The sequence below is a fragment of the Nonomuraea sp. NPDC004186 genome, assembly GCF_053603495.1.
The window spans coordinates 119,143-137,818 of record NZ_JBSGFQ010000009.1 but is presented as its reverse complement, the minus strand read 5'-3'; the positions used below and the strand labels follow the sequence as shown (position 1 = coordinate 137,818).

The following is an 18,676-nucleotide window of genomic DNA, read 5'->3' as shown; positions in this document are numbered from 1 at the left end:
TGCGGGCAGGTCAGGGCGGTCCGAGCACGTCAGGCGCGACCAGGGCGTGAGCGGCGGCGGCGAAGTACTGCTCGGGTGCCGCGTGCGTCAGGCCCAGGATGACGCCCTGACTGAGGCCGACCATGAGCGCGCGCAGCGCCGTGGCCAGGCGTTGCGCCTGCCGCGGCGTCAGCGCGTTCCCGTCGTGGATCCTTCCGGACAGCAGCGCGGTCAGCCGCTCCTCGTGCGCCCGTACGGAGGCGGCGAGCCTGGGCTGTAGCTCGGGGTCGCGCAGGGCCAGGTCCTGCAGGCTGATCTCGAACGACAGCTGGCGCAGCGCGTCGGGGTCGTCGCACAGGCTCCGGTAGTGGCGGGCGAAGACCTCCACCGCCTCGATGAGCCCCATGCCGGCGGGGACGGCCTGCTCGATGCCGTCGTAGTGCGGCGCGAGGCAGTCGGTGACCAGGGCGACGAGCAGTCCGTTCTTGCTGCCGAACAACGAGTAGACCGCGCCGGTGGTCAGCCCCGCCTGCTCGGCGATCTCCTCCAGCTTGGCCCGGTGGCCGTCGCGGGCGACGACCAGCCGCGCGGCCTCCAGCAGGGCCCGCCGGTTGTGCTCCTTGGCCTCGGCCCTTGTCATTCTCATAATTCTATTATTACCGTAATCTCGTTATGAATGTTGCTGAGTACATGAGACACGTCTCCGGCTGCGCCGCGTACCCGACCGTCGACGCGCTCCAGACCGAGCTGGACAAGCTGACCGCCGCCCACCCCGACCAGGTACGGTCGCGCCGCATCGGCGCCTCGCGGCTGGGCGACCCGCTGCACGCCGTGACGGTCGGCGACGGCCCGGCGGACGCGGTGGTCATCGCCGGACCGCATCCCAACGAGCCGGTCGGCGCCCTGACCGCCCTCGCGCTGGTCGAGCTGCTCTGCCGCGACCAGCGGCTGCGGACGGAGCTGGGCTTTCGCTGGCACGTCGTCGCGTGCGCGGATCCGGACGGAGCCAGGCTGAACGAGGGCTGGTACGGCAGGCCCGGCGACCGCCGCGCCTACGCGGAGCACTTCTACCGCCCCGGTCTGGCCGATCAGGTCGAGTGGACCTTCCCGCTGGCCGGTGCGGACTACTCCTTCGACCGTCCGCTGCCGGAGACGGCCGCGCTGATGCGCCTCATGGACGAGGTACGTCCGTCGCTGGTCTGCTCGCTGCACAACGGCGAGTACCAGGGCGCGTTCTTCTACCTCAACCGCCGCGATGCGACGCTGGCCGAACGGCTGGCCGCCCTGCCCGGCCTGGAAGGCATCGGACTGCACCACGGAGAGCCGGAGCTGCCCGGCGCCGAACCGATCGTTCCCGCCGTCTACCTGACCCCGCCCGGCTCGCAGGTGGGACAGGCTTTCGGCGCGGGCGGCAGCAGTGCCGACTACGCGGCCGCCTTCGGCGCACTCCACCTGGTCACGGAGGTGCCGACCTGGGCCGACGAACGCGTGGCCGACCAGAGCCCCAGCGGCCGCCCGTACCGGGAGATCCTGGCCGGGGGAGCGGTGGCCCGGCGCGAGGTGATCGACACGATGCGGGCGGGCATGCGGGCCGTCGCCGGCGACCTGATCGTGCGCTCGCCGTTCCGCCGCTCGACCGAGAGCACGCTGGCGACCTTCCGCAAACTCGGCGAACTCGAAGAGACCGTGCCCGATCAGGACCGCACGGCCACGGTCGCCGAGGAGTTCGGCAACCGTCAGGCGCTGCACCTGATGCGGCTGCGGCTGCTCGGGACATTCCTGCGCGCGCTCGACGCGGAGATCGCCGCGGGCAACCTGACGCCGGCCATCCGCGAGCAGCGCCGCCTGCTCGCCGAGCGCTTCGAGACGTGGTACGGCCAGGCCGAGGCCGACCCTCCCGGCCCGCCGATCGAACTGTGCAAACTGGTCGCCGTCCAGCTGGGCGCCCTCCTGACCGCCGCCGCGCACACGGCACCGAACCGTTGAGGAAGAGCACCACCATGGATATCAAGACCGCGATCGCCTCCGAACGCCGGGAACTGGCGCAGCTGCTGCAGGACCTGCCGCCCGCCAGGTGGGACGAGCCGACTTTGTGCGCCGGATGGCGCGTGCGCGAGGTCGCCGCACATATGTCGCTGGGATTCCGTTACCCGCTGCCCAGGATGGTGCTGGAGCTGGTCAAGGCGTACGGCGACGTCAACCGGATGGCCGACCGGCGGGCCCGCGAGGACGCGGCCCGCCTGTCCACGGCCGAACTGGCCGGCGCCATCCGGGACAACGCCCACCACCCCTGGAAGCCGCCGGTCGGCGGCATCACGGCGGCTCTGGGCCACGACGTCATCCACGGCCTGGACATCACCGTCGCCCTCGGCATCGACCGCCGCGTCCAGGAAGACCGCCTTCGCCTTCTCCTGGAGGCCGTCACTCCTCGAACAGCGAAGTTCTTCGGCGCCGACCTCGACGGCGTCGAGCTACGCGCCGACGACCTGGAATGGTCCTTCGGCACCGGCGTCCCGCTGACCGGCGCCGCGCAGGACCTCCTCCTGGTCGCATACGGCCGCAAGCTGCCACCCGGACATCTCCACGGGCAGGCGAGCGACCGGTACGTCGCCGCCTGAGCGAACAAGCACGATGGGTGTCCGGCGCCGCGGCGGCGGACGCCAGCCCCACCGTCACCTGGAAGCCAACGATGAACCTGCCCGAAGCCGCACCGACCCGGATGCTGCTGGACGGGCAGTGGACCGGCGGCGCCGGCACCTTCCCCGTCCTCAACCCCTCGGCCGGCGAACCGATCACCCACGTGCCGCGCGCCTCCACCGACGACGTCGCCCGCGCTATCGACGCGGCCGCGCGGGCCCAGGCCGAATGGGCCGCACGCCCACCCCGCGAGCGCGCCGAGGCATTGCGCCGCGCCTTCGAACTGACGGTCGCGCACCAGGACGAACTCGCCCTCGTCATGGCCCTGGAGATGGGCAAGACCCTCAAGGACGCCCACAGCGAGGAGACGGTGTTCCCCGGCCGAGTGAGCAGGTCACAGGCGTGTCGAACCTGCTCGGCGGTCATCGCCGGCGGGCGTCCCAGGCGCTGGCCACGGGCGCGGGCGGCGGCCAGTCCCTCGTGCGTGCCTTCCACGATGAGTTCGCCCCCGACGCTGCCCGGCAGAATCGGCCGGGAATTATCGACCGGAGGTGTCGGATCCGGGCCACGTCGTTCGTAGCCAGGGTGAGAGGCCGCCCACCAGGGGCGCTGCCACGACCACAGGAGATGCCGACCGATGCAGAAGCACCCACAGGCCAAGATCCACCGCATGTTCGAACTCGTCGAGCCGATCGCCACCGTCACCTTCTCCGAGGTGGCCAACGAGGCGTTCCTGGCCGTCGGCATGCGCAACTACTGGGACGGATACTTCGCCGGCCGGGCGGCGCCGCTGGGCCTGGCACCGGCCGAGGTGGTGCACGCGGTCTTCTACAACTTCGCCGACGGCGAGGTGGCGCGCCACATCCCCTGGGTGTGGGGGAAGATCAGCCCGCAGGAGGCGATCGCCGTGCGCGAACGGGGCAGCGCCGCCGCCCTGCGGCAAGGGATCGGCGAACTCGCCGACTCCCTCGCTCTGGTGCGGATCGCCGACCTCGCCACCCGAGCAGCGCTCAGCGCACCGGCCGAGGGCCGAGTGCTGTACGCCGGGCTACGGGCGCTCGACGTGCCCGAGGAGCCGGTGGCCAGGCTGTGGCACGCGGCGACGCTGCTGCGCGAGCACCGCGGGGACGGCCACAACGCCGCCCTTCTCGCCCACGGCATCGGCGGCACCGAGTCCCATGTCCTCATGGCGCTTTCCCTCGGGATGCGGGCGGAGGAGTTCGGCCGGATCCACCACCTGCCCAAGGCACGGCTGGCCGCCGTCGTCGACGGGCTGCGCGGCCGCGGCCTCGTGGATGCCGCCGGCCGGTTCACCCACGCCGGCCGGGAGATCAGGCAGCGGATCGAGGAGCTCACCGATGAGCTGGCAGCCCCGGCGTACGACGTGCTCAGCGCGGACGAGCTCGACGAGCTGGCCGCGGGGCTCGAGCCGATCGCCGCCGCGGTACAGGCCGTCGACGACTGAGCGGGCGCATCAGGCGACGGCCACGACCCCAGCCCGACCTTCGAGCGAGGTGGACAAGTTGTCGGCCAGGTGCCGGAGCACCGTGGCCTCCAGTTCGTATGCGGCGGCCGCGGCCAGGACCGCGAACATCAACCGGCCGGGCGGTGGCCATCTCGTGGCGCGCGCCGGAACTGTCACCGGCATCATGCCGAGGCCACTGCCGTCGGCACGGCCTGGTCAGCTTGTGGTCTGGTCAGCTTGCGGCCTGCTCGCCGCAGAACGCCGTCTTGACGAGCCCGTCCAGCAGCTCGGGATAAGTGGTGAGGTCGAATGCGGCGTCGCCGGCGGTTAGCGAGGCGGTCAGGGTCTTGGCGCCGTCGGGCGAGCTGTACATCAGCGCCGCGTAGCCCGCCGGAGGGCTGCCGTTGTGGTTGAGAACGGTGCCGCAGCCAGAGCCCACGTCCCTTGTCCGGGTTGGCCGGCTCGATCACGTTGAGAAATTCCCTGGCGTTGTTCTCCATCGGGGTGCCGCCCATGAGCAGGCGTCGCCTTGCTCGGGCGACGAGGGCGGCGGTGCAGGAGCTCCTCGTCATACAGGCCAGTGACCTTGACGTGGCTGGGCAGCGCTTCCCATACGGTGCGCCGCGCCCCCGAAGCCCCGCAAACTCGCCGAACCGACCCAGAACGGGCCTTGTACCGGCTCGACCGGTCTCCATGAACGTCGGAGCGGTTCAGTGAGCCCCGGTCTCCCCGCCCTGTGGGCCACCCCCGCGGAACCACCGCAACAGCGGCACCGGAGGGCCGTTCAGGCCTCTGCACCGTTCCCAAGAAATCCATCTGGAAATAGTTCGTTCCACCAAAGAATAGGGTCTGGCGTGGCTTCTCTTTGTGATCTACCTTTCGGGCAAATGATCAACGTGGTCGCCCGACGCGCGACCCTCGAGAAGGGTAGGGCTCCATGGCCCGGACGATTGCGCGGATTGCCGCTATCGGCACACTCTTCGTCGCCAGCCTCACCATTACCCCCACGACCGGCGCGTGGGCGGCGTCCGCCTGCTCCTCGCCGCAGGAGAAGACCTTCTCGCTGCCCGGAAAGCCGGACGTGTGGGTGGGCGCCGAAATGTGCATCTACACCAGGGGTACGGGCAACAATCAGAAAACGGGCATGCTCAGCATCAACTGGTCAGGGTCGTTCCTGGGCGGCAAGCGGTTCGACAAGTTCATCGCGGAGGCACGCGTCGAGCGCAACGACATCATCTACGGGAACGAGCAGTGCGACTGGACGAGCGATCTCAACAGCATCAGCGACTCCGAGGGCGTGATGTGGGACTGCTACGCGTACTACAGCTCGTCTCTCAACGGCGGGTGGACCGCCGACGGGAGGATCATCTACAACATCAACAACGACGGCAAGGGCGACTACGTCTGGAACCTCACCGGCTCACCCCGGGTCGCCATAGCGCCGGACGGCACTGAGACCCTGGAGCCCTCGGCCGAGGCGCCTTCGGTCGAAGAGGCACCCGACGATCCGACCTCCTGAGCCCGAACCGGGTGGCCCGAAGGCCCTCACCTCCGGGCCACCCCACCGTAGTGTTCGGGCCTGTCAGGGAAGCGGCTTGGCGGGCCGCAGGAAGGCTCAGTTGGGATGCCACACTGGCAGGGGCCAGTGATCGAGTGATCTGTGTTCCTGCCTGGTCGCCTGAGAGGTGTCACTGTTCGTGGTCGCCGGGGGCGTAGCGGCTCCAGGGGCTTCCGGCTACGGTGGCGAGTCGGGCGGCGGTGTCTCCGCCGTAGCCGAGCATGCGGGCGACCACGGGCGCCGGGGGTCTGCAGGACGAGCCGGCGGATCGCGGCCGAGCGTCCCGGTCCGGCGAGGATGCCGAGCTTGCTCAGGCGTAACCGGATCGTCGTGGGGTCCAGCGGTTGTCCGCCGCGGCGGCCGGGGAACAGCCAGCGGCATCTCGTCGCTGAGGGCCTTGCGAATCAGGGCGAGTCGTTGCCGCTGGCTGATCGGCTGGGTTGAGGGTGCTGCGGGTCGGGATGATCAGTTTGGGCATGTGACCGGTGGTCGTGCACCAGCGTAGGAACGCCTGGGCGGGTCGCGTGGCATCCGGCCGCGGTCCCGGGAGTCCACCAGGGTGCCTGGCCGGCCAGCCGGGCGGTGGAGGTCGGCAGGTCGTAGACGTCGGTGATGGTGATGGGTTGTTCCCAGGCGGAGACGCCGGAGGTGCGGCCCAGGATGTGCCGGATGAGTATGCCGTCCTTGCCGTTTGCGGCGAACCCGGGCCAGTAGGTGGCCACCGGCGCGTCGAGGTCGATGGTGCCGCGGTCGGCGAGGACCAGGACGGCGAGCACGGTGACGATCTTTGTGGTGGAGAAGACGTTGACGATGGTGTCGCTGGTCCAGGGGGAGGTGCGCTCGGGGTCGCGGTGGCCGCCCCACAGGTCGATGACGGTCTCGCCGTCGACGTCCAGGGCGATCGCGGCGCCCACCTCGTCGCCGTTGCCGAGCGCTTCGGCGAATTTGTCGCGGACGGCGTCGAATCCGGTTTTCACGCTTCCTTGTGGTTGCATCGGGTCTCCTGCTGGCCTCGGTGGTGGCCATCGGTTTCGGGATCGGTCGTGGTCGTGCGCTGTCGTCGCGGGGCGCGGCCGGAGGCGGCAGGCGACGAACGCGCCGCCTCCGGGCCGGGGGGTCACTGCTGGTCGAGCAGCTTCTCCGACAGCTCCCACAGGCGGGCGGCGGCGTCGGGGTCGGCGGCGTGCGGGGCGAGGCCGTCCGGGTTTGTCTCGGACTTGGCGATGACGTTGGAATCGGCGAAGTAGCCGCCGGTGGCGCCCTCCAGCAGCGGGGAGGCCGCGAGCAGGGTCTGGGTGGCGGCGCCCTGCTCGACCGTCTTCCACGGCGTGGCGTCAACGATCTGCTGGAACTCGGGAGTGATCTCGACGTGCCGCAGCAGGCCGGTGTCGTAGATCGCGCCGGGCTCGATCGCGTTCACCGTGATCTTGTCGCCGGCCCATCGCTTGGTGGCCTCGATTGCGAAGAGGATGTTCGCGGTCTTGGACTGCCCGTATGCCTGCCACGGGTCGTACGGGCGGTTGTCGTAGTGGATGTCGTCGAAGACGATCCCGGAAGCCTGATGGGTGGCCGAGCTGACCACGACGACGCGGGCACCGCCGGCCGCGGCGAGGGCGTCATGCAGGCCTGTGGTGAGGGCGAAGTGGCCGAGGTGGTTGGTCGCGAACTGCTGCTCCCACCCTTGGGGAGTGCGGGTCAGCTCGGGCAGCGCCATGATCCCGGCGTTGTTGACCAGGATGTGCAGCGGCCCCTGCCAGGCGGCGACGAACGCGTCGATGCTGGCGCGGTCGTCCAGGTCGAGCCTGCGGGCTGATGAGGGCCACCTTGCCGAAGAGAGATGACATTTCTGGTGGTGCCTTTCGTCTGATGGGTGATCAGAGGTCGGCGGGCAGGGCGGCGCCGGTCAGGCGTTCGGCCTCGGCCCACAATCGGGCGGCGACGTCGCGGTCGAGGCCCTTCTTCGTGGGCCGTGCGATGGCAGGGGCACCGATCAGCCCCCAGCGGGGGCCGTAGTAGCCCCCCTGTGTCACGCCGGGCGCGGTCGCGGCGTACAGCATCGGGTCGGCGCCGGCCTCCGCGCTGTGCTGCGGGGTGATCTTCAACGCGATGCGGAACAGCAGGCTCGGCTCACCCCCGAGCCTCGGACCGGAGTCGGCGATGTTGGTGGCCGCGTTACCGGGATGCGCCCCGGCTGACAGCAGCGGCCAGCCACGCTCGGTCGCGAGGCGGGCCAGGTGCCGGCTCAGCAGCAGGTCCGCCAGCTTCGAGCGCCCGTACGCCCCGGTCGGGTCGTAGCTCTTCTCCCAGTTCAGGTCGTCGAAGTCGATGTCGCCGCGGGCGGCCATGCCGCTGCTCATGGTCACCACGCGCGGGGCGGGCGCTTTCAGCAGCAGCGGCAGCAGCCGCACGGTCAGGGCGAACGGGCCGAGGAAGTTGCTGCCCAGCTGCAGCTCGAAGCCGTCGACGGTCTCGTGCCGTACCGGGGGGAACATGACCCCGGCGTTGTTGAGCAGGATGTCGAGCGGGCGTCCGTCGGCGATGAGGCCGTCGGCGAACTCCTTGACCGAGGCGAGGTCGGCCAGGTCGATCCGCCGCACGTGCACCTCTGCTGCCGGGTGGGCGCTGAGGATCTCGGTGCGCGCCTGCTCGCCCTTGGCGACGGTGCGCACCGCCATGATCACCCGCGCGCCGGCCGCGGCCAGCTTGGTCGCGGCCGCCTTGCCGGTTCCGCTGTTCGCGCCGGTCACCACGGCGAGTTTTCCCTGCTGGGGAGGGACCTGGTACATGACGCACCTCTTAAGTACTGCCGGTTTCTTGTCTCTGGAGGTTAACGCACCACTGGTATCTTCGCAAAATACCAGCGGTATGTAAGATGGGCCCGTGAGCTTCAAGCGCGCCCGCAACGAGGAGCAGCGGACCGAACGACGCCTGCAGATCTTGGAGACCGCGGCCGCGATGCTGGCCGAGATGCCGGTCGCGAAGCTGAGCCTGAACGAACTGAGCCGGCGCGTCGGCCTGGCCAAGGTCAATGTGCTGCGCTACTTCGACTCACGCGAGGCGGTCCTGCTCCAGCTACTGGACACCGAAATCCAAGACTGGATCGCCGAGCTGGAGCGGTCGTTTCAGCCCAGCGAGGGCACGCCGCGAGAGCGCGGTGACCGGCTGGCCGAGATTCTGGCCGAGTCGATGGCGCAGCGGCCGGTGCTGTGCGACCTGATCAGCGCGCAGGCCGCAGTGCTGGAGCACAACATCTCCACCGAGGTCGCCATCAGTCACAAGTACGCCGCCAAAAACTCCATGCAGGCGCTGGTCCAGCTGGTCCTGCGGCACGTGCCCGAACTCGGCGCCCACGGCGCGCCCCGGGTGGTGGAAGTGACCCTGCTGATGGCCACCGCCGCCTGGCCCTGCGACCGGCCATCAGAGGCGATGCTGGCCGCCTACGCCTCCGACCCGGCCCTGGCCGCCATGCGACTCGACTTCACCGAGGTGATGCGCCGGACGGTAGAGGTGACCATCTCCGGGCTCCTCACCCGTCAGAAAGAGCCGACGAGCGCGAGCCCGCATCCCTGAGCACCGGCAGACGTCACCAAGGGATGCGCCGGGCTGGACGCAGGCCGAAGATCAAGCTCCCGGGCCCAGGGGCTTTGAAGACACCCATTCACTCCTGCTGCTCAGCCCTCTCCGTTGTCCGTAGGCACCTCGGAGAGGTCCCAACCGTGCTTGGCCGCGAGAGGGCCGAGTACGGCGCGCAGCCGGGCGATGCGGGCGGCGGCGTCAGGTCCGCTGATGCCCATCGTGATGGTCGCCTCAGTGCTCTGGTAGGCGGTGCGGCGGCGCTCGGCCGCAGTGCGGACAGCGGCGTGGATCCGGCCGCGCAGACGCGTCGCTTTGGCCGGATCGGCTGCGCGGTCCAAGGCCGCTGATCGTGAGAAAGCACATGCCGGGATCAGGGTCCGGGGCCGCAGCGGGGGGAGCGGCGTCGTGCAGGGCGGCGCGCAGCCGGCCCCGCTCGGCCGCGCTCAACGGCCGCCGGCCCAGCAGGTCGGGCCAGCCGTCCGGCCGGGCCGGCACCGTGTAGGCCAGCCCGATCTCGGCCGGGCTGCCGCTCGCGTCGCTCACCGGGTCTACTGCCCCGGCTCAGCATCGAGGGCGGCGACCTCGCGCAGCTCGCGTAGGCGTCCGTGCAGGTCCGGGCGGTGGAAGGGGTAGGAGCCGTGGGAATTGATGTGCTCGGTGCTGGGCTTGCGGGCGGCCATCACCTTCGCCAAGCCGCGCAGCGCGGCGAGCACCCGGGCGCCGGCCTCGGTGCAGCCCCACGGGATCACCGCGGCCAGCAGCTCGATGAACGGCCGGACCGTGGCGTACCGATCGAGCAGCGCGGCCCGCCACTCGGCCTCACCGTCGTCGTCATCCTCGGCCGGCGGCAGCAGCGCCCGCACCGTCTCCACCCGGCCGCCAGGCCCACACGCGAGATCACCTGCTCCACCGCCGCCATCAGCTCCGGGACCGCCTCATCACCCGGGCGTTCCCGCAGCACCACCGCCCACGCCGCCGCCATCCGCGCGGCCGCCGTCTTCAGCCGCGGGAAGGTCTTCAGCTTCTCCTTGTCACTCTTGCGGACGGCGCCCGACATCAGCAGATCGAACAGCAGCAGCGCATCGTCCACCGACGAGCCCTCCAACTTCCGCACGGTCGCCACCAGCGTCGCCACCCGCCGGAACGTGACGATCGACTTCGTGCACGTTCTGGAGAAGTTGTGGGCTGGGGCCTGGAATCTGCACCGTCTCGGCGACCCTGCCGCCGAAGACCGGGCCGCCACTCAGGCCCTGGCCCTGCTCACCGGGCAGCCTGGCCAGGTCGTCGCCGCCCTGGACGCTCAGGCTGCCGCGCCGCCGGGGCGAGATCGACGCCTGCTTCCGCTACCTGGCCGGCCATACGGTGTTCCTGCGCGACGATCAGGCCCTGACGAAGGGGTGGCCGATCGCCACCGGCATGATCGAGGGCGCCTGCGGCCACCTGATCGATGACCAACGCGTCCACCATGCCCGCTACCGGGAGGAGCGCGACCTCACCGCTTGATCACACCAATGCTCATTCTCGCCGGCGCAGCAGTGCCGTAGCGATGGCGACCTGGGTAGGTTCGAGCGTGGCCTTGCCGTCTTCGATATCCCACAGTGCGTTCTGCAGCACGCGGCCGAGACTCCAGCCGACTGCCCGCCTCCGGTTGAGATCGAGGACCTCGGTCAGCAGGTCAAAGCGGCGCAGCACCGCGCGAGCCACATCGCCGGTGGCCTCCACCGCCTCCCACCGGTTGTCCAGTGCCGGCAGCAACTCGAACCCCGGATCGCCCGCCAGCGGTTCGGGGTCGATGGCCAGCCAGGGTTCCCGTTGCCCGGCCAGAACGTTGTCGTAGTGCAGATCCCAATGCAACAGGCGATCGCCGGGCTCGCCGACCAACTCGGCCACGGCGGACGCGCAGTTGCGCACCAGCCGCTGCTCGCCAGGGTCGCGCAGTGCCGACACGGCCTGCGGGACCTGCTCGAGCATGGCCGCGGCGATGTCGGACAACCGTCGCAGGTCCCTTGGGGCAGGAACCGAGGTCAAGCGGGCCATCAGCTCGGCCAGGATCTGCACGGCCGCGTCATCGTCGGCCACCGATGATAGCGGCCGGGCCGCGTCCAGGCGTTCCAGCAACTGCGTGCCGCTTTGCTCGTCATAGTCGAGCAGGCGCACAATGCCGTCGCCTTGCCACGCCCGCAGCCCGGGGGCGGTGCCGGCGGTCTCCTCCCGGAGCTGCTGAAGCTTGAGGACGGCGGGTGTCCCGTCGGACTGAAGTACGGGCAGGACCAGCGAGGCCATGCCGTACGCGGTCGGGCCGTCCGGCCGCAGCCGCCAGCGGTCCAGGAACTCGCCGCCGAGGCGAGGCAAATCGGCGAGCCAGGCGCGCGCCTCGGCACCGTTCGCGCCATAAGACGCGGCGAACAGGTCGGGAACGTCGATGGAGGTCGACGTGTTCATGAATGGCATCTCCTTCGTGGGTCCAGGGTCGATCTGCGACGAACGAAGGAGATGACGGAGGGGCCCGATTACCGGGCAGGCGTCAAAGCATGCACCTACCCTACCTGGACGCGATCACATCTGATCGTTGGTGACCCCGGCCGACTACTCCCTCAGGAGGAACTGCACCCACGCCGGAACGTGCAGCGGGGCGCCCAGGAGCTCGGCCAAGTCGGGGGCTGGAACCCCTCGACCACCAGATGCGTGCTGAATGACCTTCCTGCGGGGTGAGCGTGTCCCGCTCAGTGAGCATTCGGCATTCCTCGACGACTGGGCCGCATCCTCCACGAAGCTTTCGCCCGAGGGGTGGACCCGCTTCACCTGTCCCCGGCACTCGTGGCTGCGACCGTCGGTCCTGCCTGGAAGAGTGCACCTCATGCGCGACGACGAGTTGGACGAGTTGAAGCAAATCCTTCGCCGTGAGGACGGTCTCGATCACGTTCGGACTTCGGCGGTGGACCTTGCCCGTTGGCTCGTGGACCACCTCGGCGACGAGCAGGCCACCACAGCCCATGCCCTGCGGACTCAGCACAAGGACGACTGGGACGAATGCTGGGCCACCCGGGCGCGGATCAAGGAGGACGTCGCCCGGCGGCTGGAGAAAACGGACGACGCCGCCCTGTGCGCCGCGGCGCTCTGCGTGGTGTTGTGGCCAGAGGACCCTTACGCGGATTTCGACGACATAGTGAAACGCGCCACCAGGCGGCGTCTGGGCTGGACTGCCGAGCAGGCGAGCGTCCTGTGGCGTCTGGCCGCCGCCGACCAGAAGCGGGGCTTTCGATGGGTCACATGCGTCAAGCTGGCCTTGGCCTCGCTCAAAGGGCTCGAAGAGCCGGAGCTTCGAGAGCTTGCTCCGTTGCTACGCGCCGTTGAGGAGACGCTGCCATCCGCGTGGGGGATCCGTGGCGCCGACCGTGCTCGCCTGCCTCAGGCCATGCGGTCCTACCTGGCGCTGGCCGACGGGCCGCCGACGGCTTTGCCCGACTCGGTGCTCGTACCGCGCGATCGATGGGCAGAGGGCCTGAGGCAGTGGCTCGGCGTCGAACCGATGCCGCACCTGGTCCAGTTGATCATTCATCTGGCCACCCTGGCGTCGGGTCTTCCGACGGTCGCGTGGCGGCGGACGTGCATGGACCTGGCGCTTCGAGAGGGCAGCCGGGAGTTCGGCCGACGAGCGCTGGCCGGGCTGCTGGAGTGCGGTCCCACCACGATGCGGCGCCACGGAAAGCAGCAACAGGTGCTACTGGACGAGCGCAACGACGATCTGGCGAGAGGCGTCGTCTGGATGGCGGCGCTGACTGAGGGGCCCGCAGCGGTGACGGCACTGGAGGCGGTGGTGTTGCGGACTTCGTACGACACCTTCGCCTACTTTCCCGAGCCCAAGGTGGCCACGGCGGCGGTGCGCGCCCTGGGGATCATCCCCTGCCCGCAGGCACCCGCGGCGCTGCGGCGGTTGCTGGCGAGAATCCATCATGCGGGAGATCGCAAGCAGATCGAGGCAGCGCTCAACGCCTCAGCGGCGCTTGTCCCGTGACGTGCGGTTGAGCGAGGTGGCTCTCTGACCGGACAGGACCTTCGCGGGGAGCCCACCAGCAACACCGTGCGACACCCGGCCCGGCGGGCGATCTCCTGCGGCACCGGCTCCACGCCGACATCGACCAGCCGGTCCCGAAGAGTCCCGTCTACCCAGGCCGGATGTCACAGCTGGGTGGGCCATCTCGTCTCGGGTTCCGAAAGCGAAGGAACGCACCATTCCATAGCAAGGAGCTGGACATGAGCGAGCACGCCACGCATCGGAACATCGCGCTGATCACCGGGGCGAACAAGGGGATCGGCCGTGCGGCCGCCGGGCAACTCGCCGCGCTGGGCATGACGGTCCTGATCGGCGCCAGGGACCCGCGGCGCGGTGAGGAGGCCGCCGCGGCGCTGCGGGCGGCGGGCGGCGACGCGCACGCGGTCACCCTGGACGTCACCGACCCGGCCACGGCCCGGGCGGCAGCGGAGCAGGTCGAGGAGCGCTTCGGCCACCTCGACGTGCTGGTCAACAACGCCGGCATCACCGGCTCCGGGCAGGTCACGCCCGTCGACGCCCACGATCAGGTCCCCAGCTCCGTCGACCTGGACATGGTCCGGGCGGTGTTCGAGACCAACGTCCTCGGGGTGGTCGCGGTGACCAACGCCATGCTGCCGCTGCTGCGGCGCTCGCCGGCGCCGCGCATCGTCAACGTCAGCAGCGCCGCCGGGTCGCTGACCCTCAACAGCGACCCGGACGGCCCGTTCACGGCGCTGCCGGCGTCGGCCGCGTACTCGCCCTCCAAGACCGCGCTGAACGCGCTGACCGTGCAGTACGCCAACGAGCTGCGCAAGGACGGCATCCTCGTCAACGCCGCCGACCCCGGCTACGTGGACACGGAGATCAACAACCACAGCGGCTATCTCACGACCGAGCAGGGCGCCGCGATCCTGGTCCGCCTGGCCACGCTCGGCGCGGACGGGCCGAGCGGCGGGTTCTTCAGCGAGAACGGTCCGATGCCCTGGTGACCCCGAGGCAGCGGCCGGTGTTCGAGCACGCCGATCAAGACGGGCCCCACGCACACTCCGTGCGTGGGGCCCGCCCCCGTTGGCGGACGGCCTACCGAGGCCGGATGTTGTGGTTGTGGGCGAACAGGTTGCCGGGGTCGTACTGGCGCTTGACCGCCGCGAGCCGCTCATAGGTCCCCGCCGGATAGACGGCGGCGACGTCCTCCTCGGTGGCGGAAGCCAGGAAGTTCGCGTACGCGCCGTTGGCGTGAGGTGCGAGCCGCGCCCAGATCGCTTCCAGAGCAGGACGGGCGGCCTCCACGACCGGCTCCGGACCCAGGGTGGTCGTCACGAACATCAACTCCGCCTGGCGATGCGCGTAGGCGGTGGCGTCGGCCGGGACCCGGGACACCGCACCGCCGACGCTGCGAACGGCGATGAACGGCGACCCCTCCGATGCCCCGACCTCGGCAAGGATCCGAAGGACCTCGGGCACCGACTCCTTGTCGGCGAAGCCGTTCCGGGTGACGAGCCGGATGCCGGGCGGCGGGGTCGCGCCGTCCACGAGCGTGTCCGCATAGGGCTTCAGCACGACGTCGTCGTCGATCACCGTGCCGAGCCGGCGGATCGGGTCGAGGACCCGCGCGGCGAGCTCCGGGTCATCGCCGTCGAAGGTGACGAAGAGCTCGACCGGCGCCTCGGGCCCGCCGGCGAAGGGGTTGGCGAAGCTCGCGATGGAGGTGAGCTCTTCGGGGGCGGTGCGGAGGTAGTCCGCCCAGCCCTGGAGCACGCCGGCCGCCTCCGCCGCCGGGAAGGCGATCCTTCCGTGGAAGACGTCCGTCGTCGGGTGTGCCGCGAACTCGAAGGCGGTCACGATCCCGAAGTTGCCGCCACCGCCGCGAATCGCCCAGAACAGCTCCGGGTTCTCCTCCGCGCTCGCGCGCACGACCTCTCCGTCCGCCGTGACCAGCTCCGCGGCGACCAGGCTGTCCAGGGCCAGGCCGTACTTCCTGACCTTCCAGCCGATGCCGCCGGTCAAGGTCAGCCCGCCGACGCCGACGCTCTTGGTGTCGCCCGAGGAGATCGCCAGGCCGTGCGGGGCCAGGGCGGTCGCGACCTGACCCCAGGTGGCGCCGCCGCCGATCCGTACGAGGTGCCGTTCTTTGTCGATGACCTCCACCTGCGCGAGGCCGCTGAGGTCGATCACGATGCCGTCGTCGTTGGTGCCGAAGCCCGCGAAGGCGTGGCCGCCGCCGCGTACGGACAGCAGGAGCCCGCTGCCGGCGGCGAACCTGACGCCCGCCCGCACGTCCGCGACGCTCTTGGGCCGCAGAACATAAGCTGGACTGCCCGAAGTCAGTACCGAGCGGCCGGCCGACGCGTACTCCGCTGCGCCCGGCTCGATGATGTCGCCGCCGAAGTCGCGGCGCAGGGTGTCAAGTGCTGATCTCATGAACACGAGATGCCGGCGAGCCGATCCTTGTGACAGCGCGGAGTACGTGAGGTGTGTCACAAGGGCCACGGCGTCACAAAACGGCGGGGTCCGGCGTCTGGTGGGTGACACAGTCAAGAGCGAACAGGAGCCACCCATGCCGCACACCGCGCCCGAAGATCGCGGCGGGGACATGAGCCCGGACGCCGCCACCGAGGCGTTCCTCACCCACCGCAACCTGCTGTTCACGGTCGCCTACGAGATGCTCGGCTCGGCCGCCGACGCCGAGGACGTCCTGCAGGAGACCTGGCTGCGGTGGGCGGGCGTCGATCTTGACGACGTACGGGATCAGCGCGCCTACCTGGTCCGGATCGCCACCCGGCAGGCGCTGAGCAGGCTGCGTACGCTGGGCCGGCGCAAGGAGTCCTACGTCGGCCCCTGGCTGCCCGAACCACTGCTGACCACGCCCGACGTGGCCGAGGACGTCGAGCTGGCCGACAGCGTCTCGATGGCGATGCTGCTGGTGCTGGAGACGCTGGGGCCGACCGAGCGGGCGGTTTTCGTGCTGCGCGAGGTGTTCGACCTGGACTACGACGAGATCGCCGAAGCCGTCGACAAGAGCCCGGCCGCGGTACGCCAGATCGCCCACCGGGCACGGGCGCACGTCGCCGCGCGCCGGCCGCGCGGGATCGTCTCCCCGGCCGAGACCCGGGACGCGCTGGCGGCGTTCCGGCGGGCGGTCGAAACCGGCGACCTGCAACGCCTGCTCGACATTCTCGCGCCGGACGTCGTCCTCCTGACCGACGGCGGCGGAATCAAGCAGGCCGCGCTGGCGCCCGTCGTGGGGGCCGGCAACGTGGCTCCCGTGCTGAGCAGGATCAAGCCCATGGTGTCGCTGCAGGCGGCGCAGGTCAACGGCTACCCGGCGCTGATCTTCCGGCTCGACGGCGAGATCGACACCGTCGTAGCGGTACGCATCGACGAGGGCCTCATCACCGGCCTCTACGCCGTGCGCAATCCCGAGAAGCTGGCGCGCATGGAGCGGGAGACCACCCTGCACCGCTGAGCCCGCCGATGTCACAGCCGGGAGGGCTGTTTCGTCTCGGGTTGCGGAAACGGGTTCTGAGTTCGGAAAGGTGATGATCATGCGGGTGTTCGTGGCCGGTGGAAGCGGGGTTCTGGGGCAGCGGCTGGTGCCGCTGCTGGTGGCCCGGGGACACCAGGTGACGGCTTCGACGACGAGCGCGGCCAAGAGGGGCTTGCTGGAGCAGCTGGGCGCCGAGGCGGTCGTGATGGACGGGCTGGACGCGGTGTCGGTCGGTGAGGCGGTGGCCAAGGCCCGGCCGGACGCGATCGTCCACCAGATGACCGCGATTTCGGTGGCACACGCCGGCAAGCCCGACATGAAGCACATGGATCGGTGGTTCGCCGGCACCAACCGGTTGCGTACCGAGGGAACGGATCACCTGCTGGCCGCCGCCGAGGCGACCGGCGTGACCGGCTTCGTCGCGCAGAGCTACGGCGCCTGGAACGGCATCCGCGAGGGCGGCTGGGTCAAGACCGAGCAGGACCCGGTGGACCCGATGACGGGGACGCCGGCGGAGCCCGGGATGAAGGCGATCGGCCACGTCGAGGACGTGGTCGTCAAGGCCGGCGGCGCGGTCCTGCGGTACGGCTGGTTCTACGGTCCGGGCGCCACCGACGACCTGGTCGAGCCCGTACGCAAGCGGCAGTTCCCGGTCGTCGGGAGCGGTGCCGGCCACTGCTCGTGGGTGCATCTGGACGACGCGGCGAGCGCTACCGTCCTGGCCGTGGAGCAGCGGGCGAGGGGAGTGTTCAACATCGTCGACGACGAACCGGCCCCGGCCGGCGAGTGGCTGCCCTACCTGGCCGGGTGCGCGGGCGCCAAGCGGCCGATGCGGGTCCCCGCCTGGCTGGCCCGCCCGCTGGCCGGGGACGTGGCGGTGACGATGATGACCGAGGGGCGCGGCTTCTCCAACGCCAAGGCCAAGCGGGAGCTGGGCTGGGAGCTGCGCTACCCCTCGTGGCGGCAGGGCTTCAAGGAAGAGCTGGCATGACCCGCGCCGAAGAGTTCGAGGAGCTGCGGCCGCTGCTGTTCTCGATCGCCTACCGGATCCTCGGCAGCGTGAGCGAGGCCGAGGACGCGGTCCAGGAGACCTGGCTGCGCTACCAGACCTCCCCGACCGAGCCCGTCTCGGCCAAGTCCTTCCTGGCGGCTGTGGTGACCAGGATCGCCATCGACGTGCTGCGCTCGGCCCGGGTCCGGCGCGAGGAGTATGTCGGGCCGTGGTTTCCCGAGCCGCTGCTCGCCGACCCGTACCAGGACCCGGAGCGCTCGGCGGAGCTGGCCGACTCGCTGTCCATGGCGGCCCTGCTGCTGCTGGAGCGGCTCAGCCCGCTCGAGCGCGCGGTCTTCGTGCTGCGGGAGGTGTTCGGGTTCGGCTTCGGCGAGGTCGCGTCGGCGGTGGGGCGTTCGGAGGCGGCGTGCCGCCAGCTCGCGGCGCGGGCGCGCCGCCACATGGACGCGGGCCGGCCCCGGTTCGAGGCCGACCGCAAGGAGCGGGAGGAGCTGGCCGAACGGTTCTTCGACGCCTTCCGGGAAGGCGACGTCGAAGGTCTGCGGGCGCTGCTCGCCGCCGACGTGCACATGGTCGCCGACAGCGGCGGCAAGGCCCCGCAGTGGGGTACGGGCGTCTTCGGCGCCGAGAACGTGGTCCGGGTGTTCGCCGCGCTCGCCCCGCTGTTCGCCCGCATTGGTGGCGTGGTGGAGCCGCACCAGATGAACGGCCAGCCGGGCGCGATCTTCCGGGATCGGGACGGCAAGGTCGTCAACACCTGGACGCTCGACGTCCTCGACGGCCGGGTCCAGGCGATCCGTACGATGCTCAACCCCGACAAGCTCGAGCACGTGGGCCCGGTGGCGGACGCCTGGGCGACCCTCCGCGAGGCGACCCAGGCCCGCCGGCCGGCGGACTGACCGCAAGAGCCGACCGCCCCCGGACCTGGG

At 70.5% G+C, this 18,676-nt stretch carries 21 protein-coding genes and 1 pseudogene; 12 read left to right on the top strand and 10 right to left on the bottom strand.

The window, feature by feature from the left end:
• Positions 1–10: 10 nt before the first annotated feature.
• On the bottom strand, positions 11–619 hold the full coding sequence (locus ACWEPL_RS10320; RefSeq protein WP_363973635.1) for a TetR/AcrR family transcriptional regulator: 609 nt from the start codon (positions 617–619) through the stop codon (positions 11–13).
• A 50-nt stretch (positions 620–669) separates the two neighbouring features.
• Here ACWEPL_RS10320 and ACWEPL_RS10315 point away from each other — a divergent pair, with 50 nt between their 5' ends.
• The 4 genes from ACWEPL_RS10315 to ACWEPL_RS10300 are packed head-to-tail and all read left to right on the top strand — an operon-like array spanning position 670 to position 4,081.
• Positions 670–1,965: a M14 family zinc carboxypeptidase gene (locus ACWEPL_RS10315; protein ID WP_452435845.1), complete on the top strand. Its 1,296-nt coding sequence runs from the start codon at positions 670–672 to the stop codon at positions 1,963–1,965.
• 14 nt (positions 1,966–1,979) lie between these two features.
• On the top strand, positions 1,980–2,597 hold the full coding sequence (locus ACWEPL_RS10310) for a maleylpyruvate isomerase family mycothiol-dependent enzyme (protein ID WP_363973641.1): 618 nt from the start codon (positions 1,980–1,982) through the stop codon (positions 2,595–2,597).
• A gap of 17 nt (positions 2,598–2,614) precedes the next feature.
• A complete protein-coding gene (locus tag ACWEPL_RS10305) occupies positions 2,615–3,196 on the top strand; it encodes an aldehyde dehydrogenase family protein (protein ID WP_452435844.1) in 582 nt (193 codons plus the stop codon).
• Between the two features lie 57 nt (positions 3,197–3,253).
• On the top strand, positions 3,254–4,081 hold the full coding sequence (locus tag ACWEPL_RS10300; protein ID WP_452435843.1) for a MarR family winged helix-turn-helix transcriptional regulator: 828 nt from the start codon (positions 3,254–3,256) through the stop codon (positions 4,079–4,081).
• A 9-nt stretch (positions 4,082–4,090) separates the two neighbouring features.
• On the opposite strand, the gene ACWEPL_RS10295 is transcribed toward ACWEPL_RS10300, so the two are convergent.
• Positions 4,091–4,258 carry a hypothetical protein gene (locus tag ACWEPL_RS10295; protein WP_452435842.1) on the bottom strand — a complete coding sequence of 56 codons (168 nt, stop codon included), beginning with the start codon at positions 4,256–4,258 and terminating at the stop codon, positions 4,091–4,093.
• A 55-nt stretch (positions 4,259–4,313) separates the two neighbouring features.
• The gene (locus ACWEPL_RS10290; RefSeq protein ID WP_452435841.1) at positions 4,314–4,520 is read right to left on the bottom strand and encodes a hypothetical protein; all 207 of its coding nucleotides are present in this window, start codon (positions 4,518–4,520) and stop codon (positions 4,314–4,316) included.
• 498 nt (positions 4,521–5,018) lie between these two features.
• On the opposite strand from ACWEPL_RS10290, the gene ACWEPL_RS10285 reads away from it, so the two are divergent.
• Complete coding sequence (locus tag ACWEPL_RS10285) at positions 5,019–5,600, top strand: hypothetical protein (protein ID WP_452435840.1); 582 nt, start codon at positions 5,019–5,021, stop codon at positions 5,598–5,600.
• Positions 5,601–6,043: 443 nt separating this feature from the next.
• Here ACWEPL_RS10285 and ACWEPL_RS10280 read toward each other — a convergent pair whose 3' ends face one another.
• The 3 genes and pseudogenes from ACWEPL_RS10280 to ACWEPL_RS10270 form a co-directional block, all read right to left on the bottom strand.
• Positions 6,044–6,616 carry a serine hydrolase domain-containing protein gene (locus ACWEPL_RS10280; protein ID WP_452435839.1) on the bottom strand — a complete coding sequence of 191 codons (573 nt, stop codon included), beginning with the start codon at positions 6,614–6,616 and terminating at the stop codon, positions 6,044–6,046.
• 140 nt (positions 6,617–6,756) lie between these two features.
• A pseudogene (locus tag ACWEPL_RS10275) lies at positions 6,757–7,482 on the bottom strand (SDR family NAD(P)-dependent oxidoreductase); the annotation flags it as partial.
• Positions 7,483–7,513: 31 nt separating this feature from the next.
• Positions 7,514–8,425 (bottom strand): SDR family oxidoreductase, encoded by a 912-nt coding sequence (locus tag ACWEPL_RS10270; RefSeq protein WP_452435838.1) that lies wholly within the window; start codon positions 8,423–8,425, stop codon positions 7,514–7,516.
• A 94-nt stretch (positions 8,426–8,519) separates the two neighbouring features.
• Here ACWEPL_RS10270 and ACWEPL_RS10265 point away from each other — a divergent pair, with 94 nt between their 5' ends.
• On the top strand, positions 8,520–9,209 hold the full coding sequence (locus ACWEPL_RS10265; RefSeq protein WP_452435837.1) for a TetR family transcriptional regulator: 690 nt from the start codon (positions 8,520–8,522) through the stop codon (positions 9,207–9,209).
• A 101-nt stretch (positions 9,210–9,310) separates the two neighbouring features.
• Here the strand turns inward: ACWEPL_RS10265 and ACWEPL_RS10260 are convergent, their stop codons facing one another.
• Positions 9,311–9,553 carry a hypothetical protein gene (locus tag ACWEPL_RS10260; protein ID WP_452435836.1) on the bottom strand — a complete coding sequence of 81 codons (243 nt, stop codon included), beginning with the start codon at positions 9,551–9,553 and terminating at the stop codon, positions 9,311–9,313.
• A gap of 210 nt (positions 9,554–9,763) precedes the next feature.
• Positions 9,764–10,087, bottom strand: a complete 324-nt coding sequence (locus tag ACWEPL_RS10255; RefSeq protein ID WP_452435835.1) for a hypothetical protein — start codon at positions 10,085–10,087, stop codon at positions 9,764–9,766.
• A gap of 490 nt (positions 10,088–10,577) precedes the next feature.
• Between ACWEPL_RS10255 and ACWEPL_RS10250 the strand changes: the two genes are divergently transcribed.
• On the top strand, positions 10,578–10,718 hold the full coding sequence (locus ACWEPL_RS10250) for a hypothetical protein (RefSeq protein ID WP_452435834.1): 141 nt from the start codon (positions 10,578–10,580) through the stop codon (positions 10,716–10,718).
• Between the two features lie 12 nt (positions 10,719–10,730).
• On the opposite strand, the gene ACWEPL_RS10245 is transcribed toward ACWEPL_RS10250, so the two are convergent.
• Positions 10,731–11,657, bottom strand: a complete 927-nt coding sequence (locus tag ACWEPL_RS10245) for an aminoglycoside phosphotransferase family protein (protein WP_452435833.1) — start codon at positions 11,655–11,657, stop codon at positions 10,731–10,733.
• 415 nt (positions 11,658–12,072) lie between these two features.
• Between ACWEPL_RS10245 and ACWEPL_RS10240 the strand changes: the two genes are divergently transcribed.
• Both ACWEPL_RS10240 and ACWEPL_RS10235 read left to right on the top strand, forming a co-directional pair.
• Positions 12,073–13,230: a hypothetical protein gene (locus ACWEPL_RS10240; RefSeq protein ID WP_452435832.1), complete on the top strand. Its 1,158-nt coding sequence runs from the start codon at positions 12,073–12,075 to the stop codon at positions 13,228–13,230.
• A gap of 239 nt (positions 13,231–13,469) precedes the next feature.
• Positions 13,470–14,237 (top strand): SDR family NAD(P)-dependent oxidoreductase, encoded by a 768-nt coding sequence (locus ACWEPL_RS10235; protein WP_452435831.1) that lies wholly within the window; start codon positions 13,470–13,472, stop codon positions 14,235–14,237.
• Positions 14,238–14,328: 91 nt separating this feature from the next.
• Here ACWEPL_RS10235 and ACWEPL_RS10230 read toward each other — a convergent pair whose 3' ends face one another.
• The gene (locus ACWEPL_RS10230) at positions 14,329–15,669 is read right to left on the bottom strand and encodes an FAD-binding oxidoreductase (RefSeq protein WP_452435830.1); all 1,341 of its coding nucleotides are present in this window, start codon (positions 15,667–15,669) and stop codon (positions 14,329–14,331) included.
• Between the two features lie 136 nt (positions 15,670–15,805).
• Here ACWEPL_RS10230 and ACWEPL_RS10225 point away from each other — a divergent pair, with 136 nt between their 5' ends.
• From ACWEPL_RS10225 to ACWEPL_RS10215, 3 genes are all read left to right on the top strand, one after another.
• The gene (locus ACWEPL_RS10225) at positions 15,806–16,714 is read left to right on the top strand and encodes an RNA polymerase sigma-70 factor (RefSeq protein WP_452435829.1); all 909 of its coding nucleotides are present in this window, start codon (positions 15,806–15,808) and stop codon (positions 16,712–16,714) included.
• Between the two features lie 79 nt (positions 16,715–16,793).
• A complete protein-coding gene (locus ACWEPL_RS10220) occupies positions 16,794–17,726 on the top strand; it encodes an NAD-dependent epimerase/dehydratase family protein (protein ID WP_452435828.1) in 933 nt (310 codons plus the stop codon).
• Positions 17,723–18,646 carry an RNA polymerase sigma-70 factor gene (locus tag ACWEPL_RS10215; protein WP_350730620.1) on the top strand — a complete coding sequence of 308 codons (924 nt, stop codon included), beginning with the start codon at positions 17,723–17,725 and terminating at the stop codon, positions 18,644–18,646. Before ACWEPL_RS10220 ends, ACWEPL_RS10215 begins: the two co-directional genes overlap by 4 nt.
• Positions 18,647–18,676 lie beyond the last annotated feature (30 nt).

Coding starts and splice junctions, on each gene's coding strand:
- ACWEPL_RS10225 (WP_452435829.1), top strand. CDS start 15,806: ATGCCGCACACCGCGCCCGAAGATCGCGGCGGGGACATGAGCCCGGAC.
- ACWEPL_RS10230 (WP_452435830.1), bottom strand. CDS start 15,669: ATGAGATCAGCACTTGACACCCTGCGCCGCGACTTCGGCGGCGACATC.
- ACWEPL_RS10270 (WP_452435838.1), bottom strand. CDS start 8,425: ATGTACCAGGTCCCTCCCCAGCAGGGAAAACTCGCCGTGGTGACCGGC.
- ACWEPL_RS10315 (WP_452435845.1), top strand. CDS start 670: ATGAGACACGTCTCCGGCTGCGCCGCGTACCCGACCGTCGACGCGCTC.
- ACWEPL_RS10285 (WP_452435840.1), top strand. CDS start 5,019: ATGGCCCGGACGATTGCGCGGATTGCCGCTATCGGCACACTCTTCGTC.
- ACWEPL_RS10310 (WP_363973641.1), top strand. CDS start 1,980: ATGGATATCAAGACCGCGATCGCCTCCGAACGCCGGGAACTGGCGCAG.
- ACWEPL_RS10235 (WP_452435831.1), top strand. CDS start 13,470: ATGAGCGAGCACGCCACGCATCGGAACATCGCGCTGATCACCGGGGCG.
- ACWEPL_RS10245 (WP_452435833.1), bottom strand. CDS start 11,657: ATGAACACGTCGACCTCCATCGACGTTCCCGACCTGTTCGCCGCGTCT.
- ACWEPL_RS10320 (WP_363973635.1), bottom strand. CDS start 619: ATGACAAGGGCCGAGGCCAAGGAGCACAACCGGCGGGCCCTGCTGGAG.
- ACWEPL_RS10220 (WP_452435828.1), top strand. CDS start 16,794: ATGCGGGTGTTCGTGGCCGGTGGAAGCGGGGTTCTGGGGCAGCGGCTG.
- ACWEPL_RS10300 (WP_452435843.1), top strand. CDS start 3,254: ATGCAGAAGCACCCACAGGCCAAGATCCACCGCATGTTCGAACTCGTC.
- ACWEPL_RS10215 (WP_350730620.1), top strand. CDS start 17,723: ATGACCCGCGCCGAAGAGTTCGAGGAGCTGCGGCCGCTGCTGTTCTCG.
- ACWEPL_RS10240 (WP_452435832.1), top strand. CDS start 12,073: ATGCGCGACGACGAGTTGGACGAGTTGAAGCAAATCCTTCGCCGTGAG.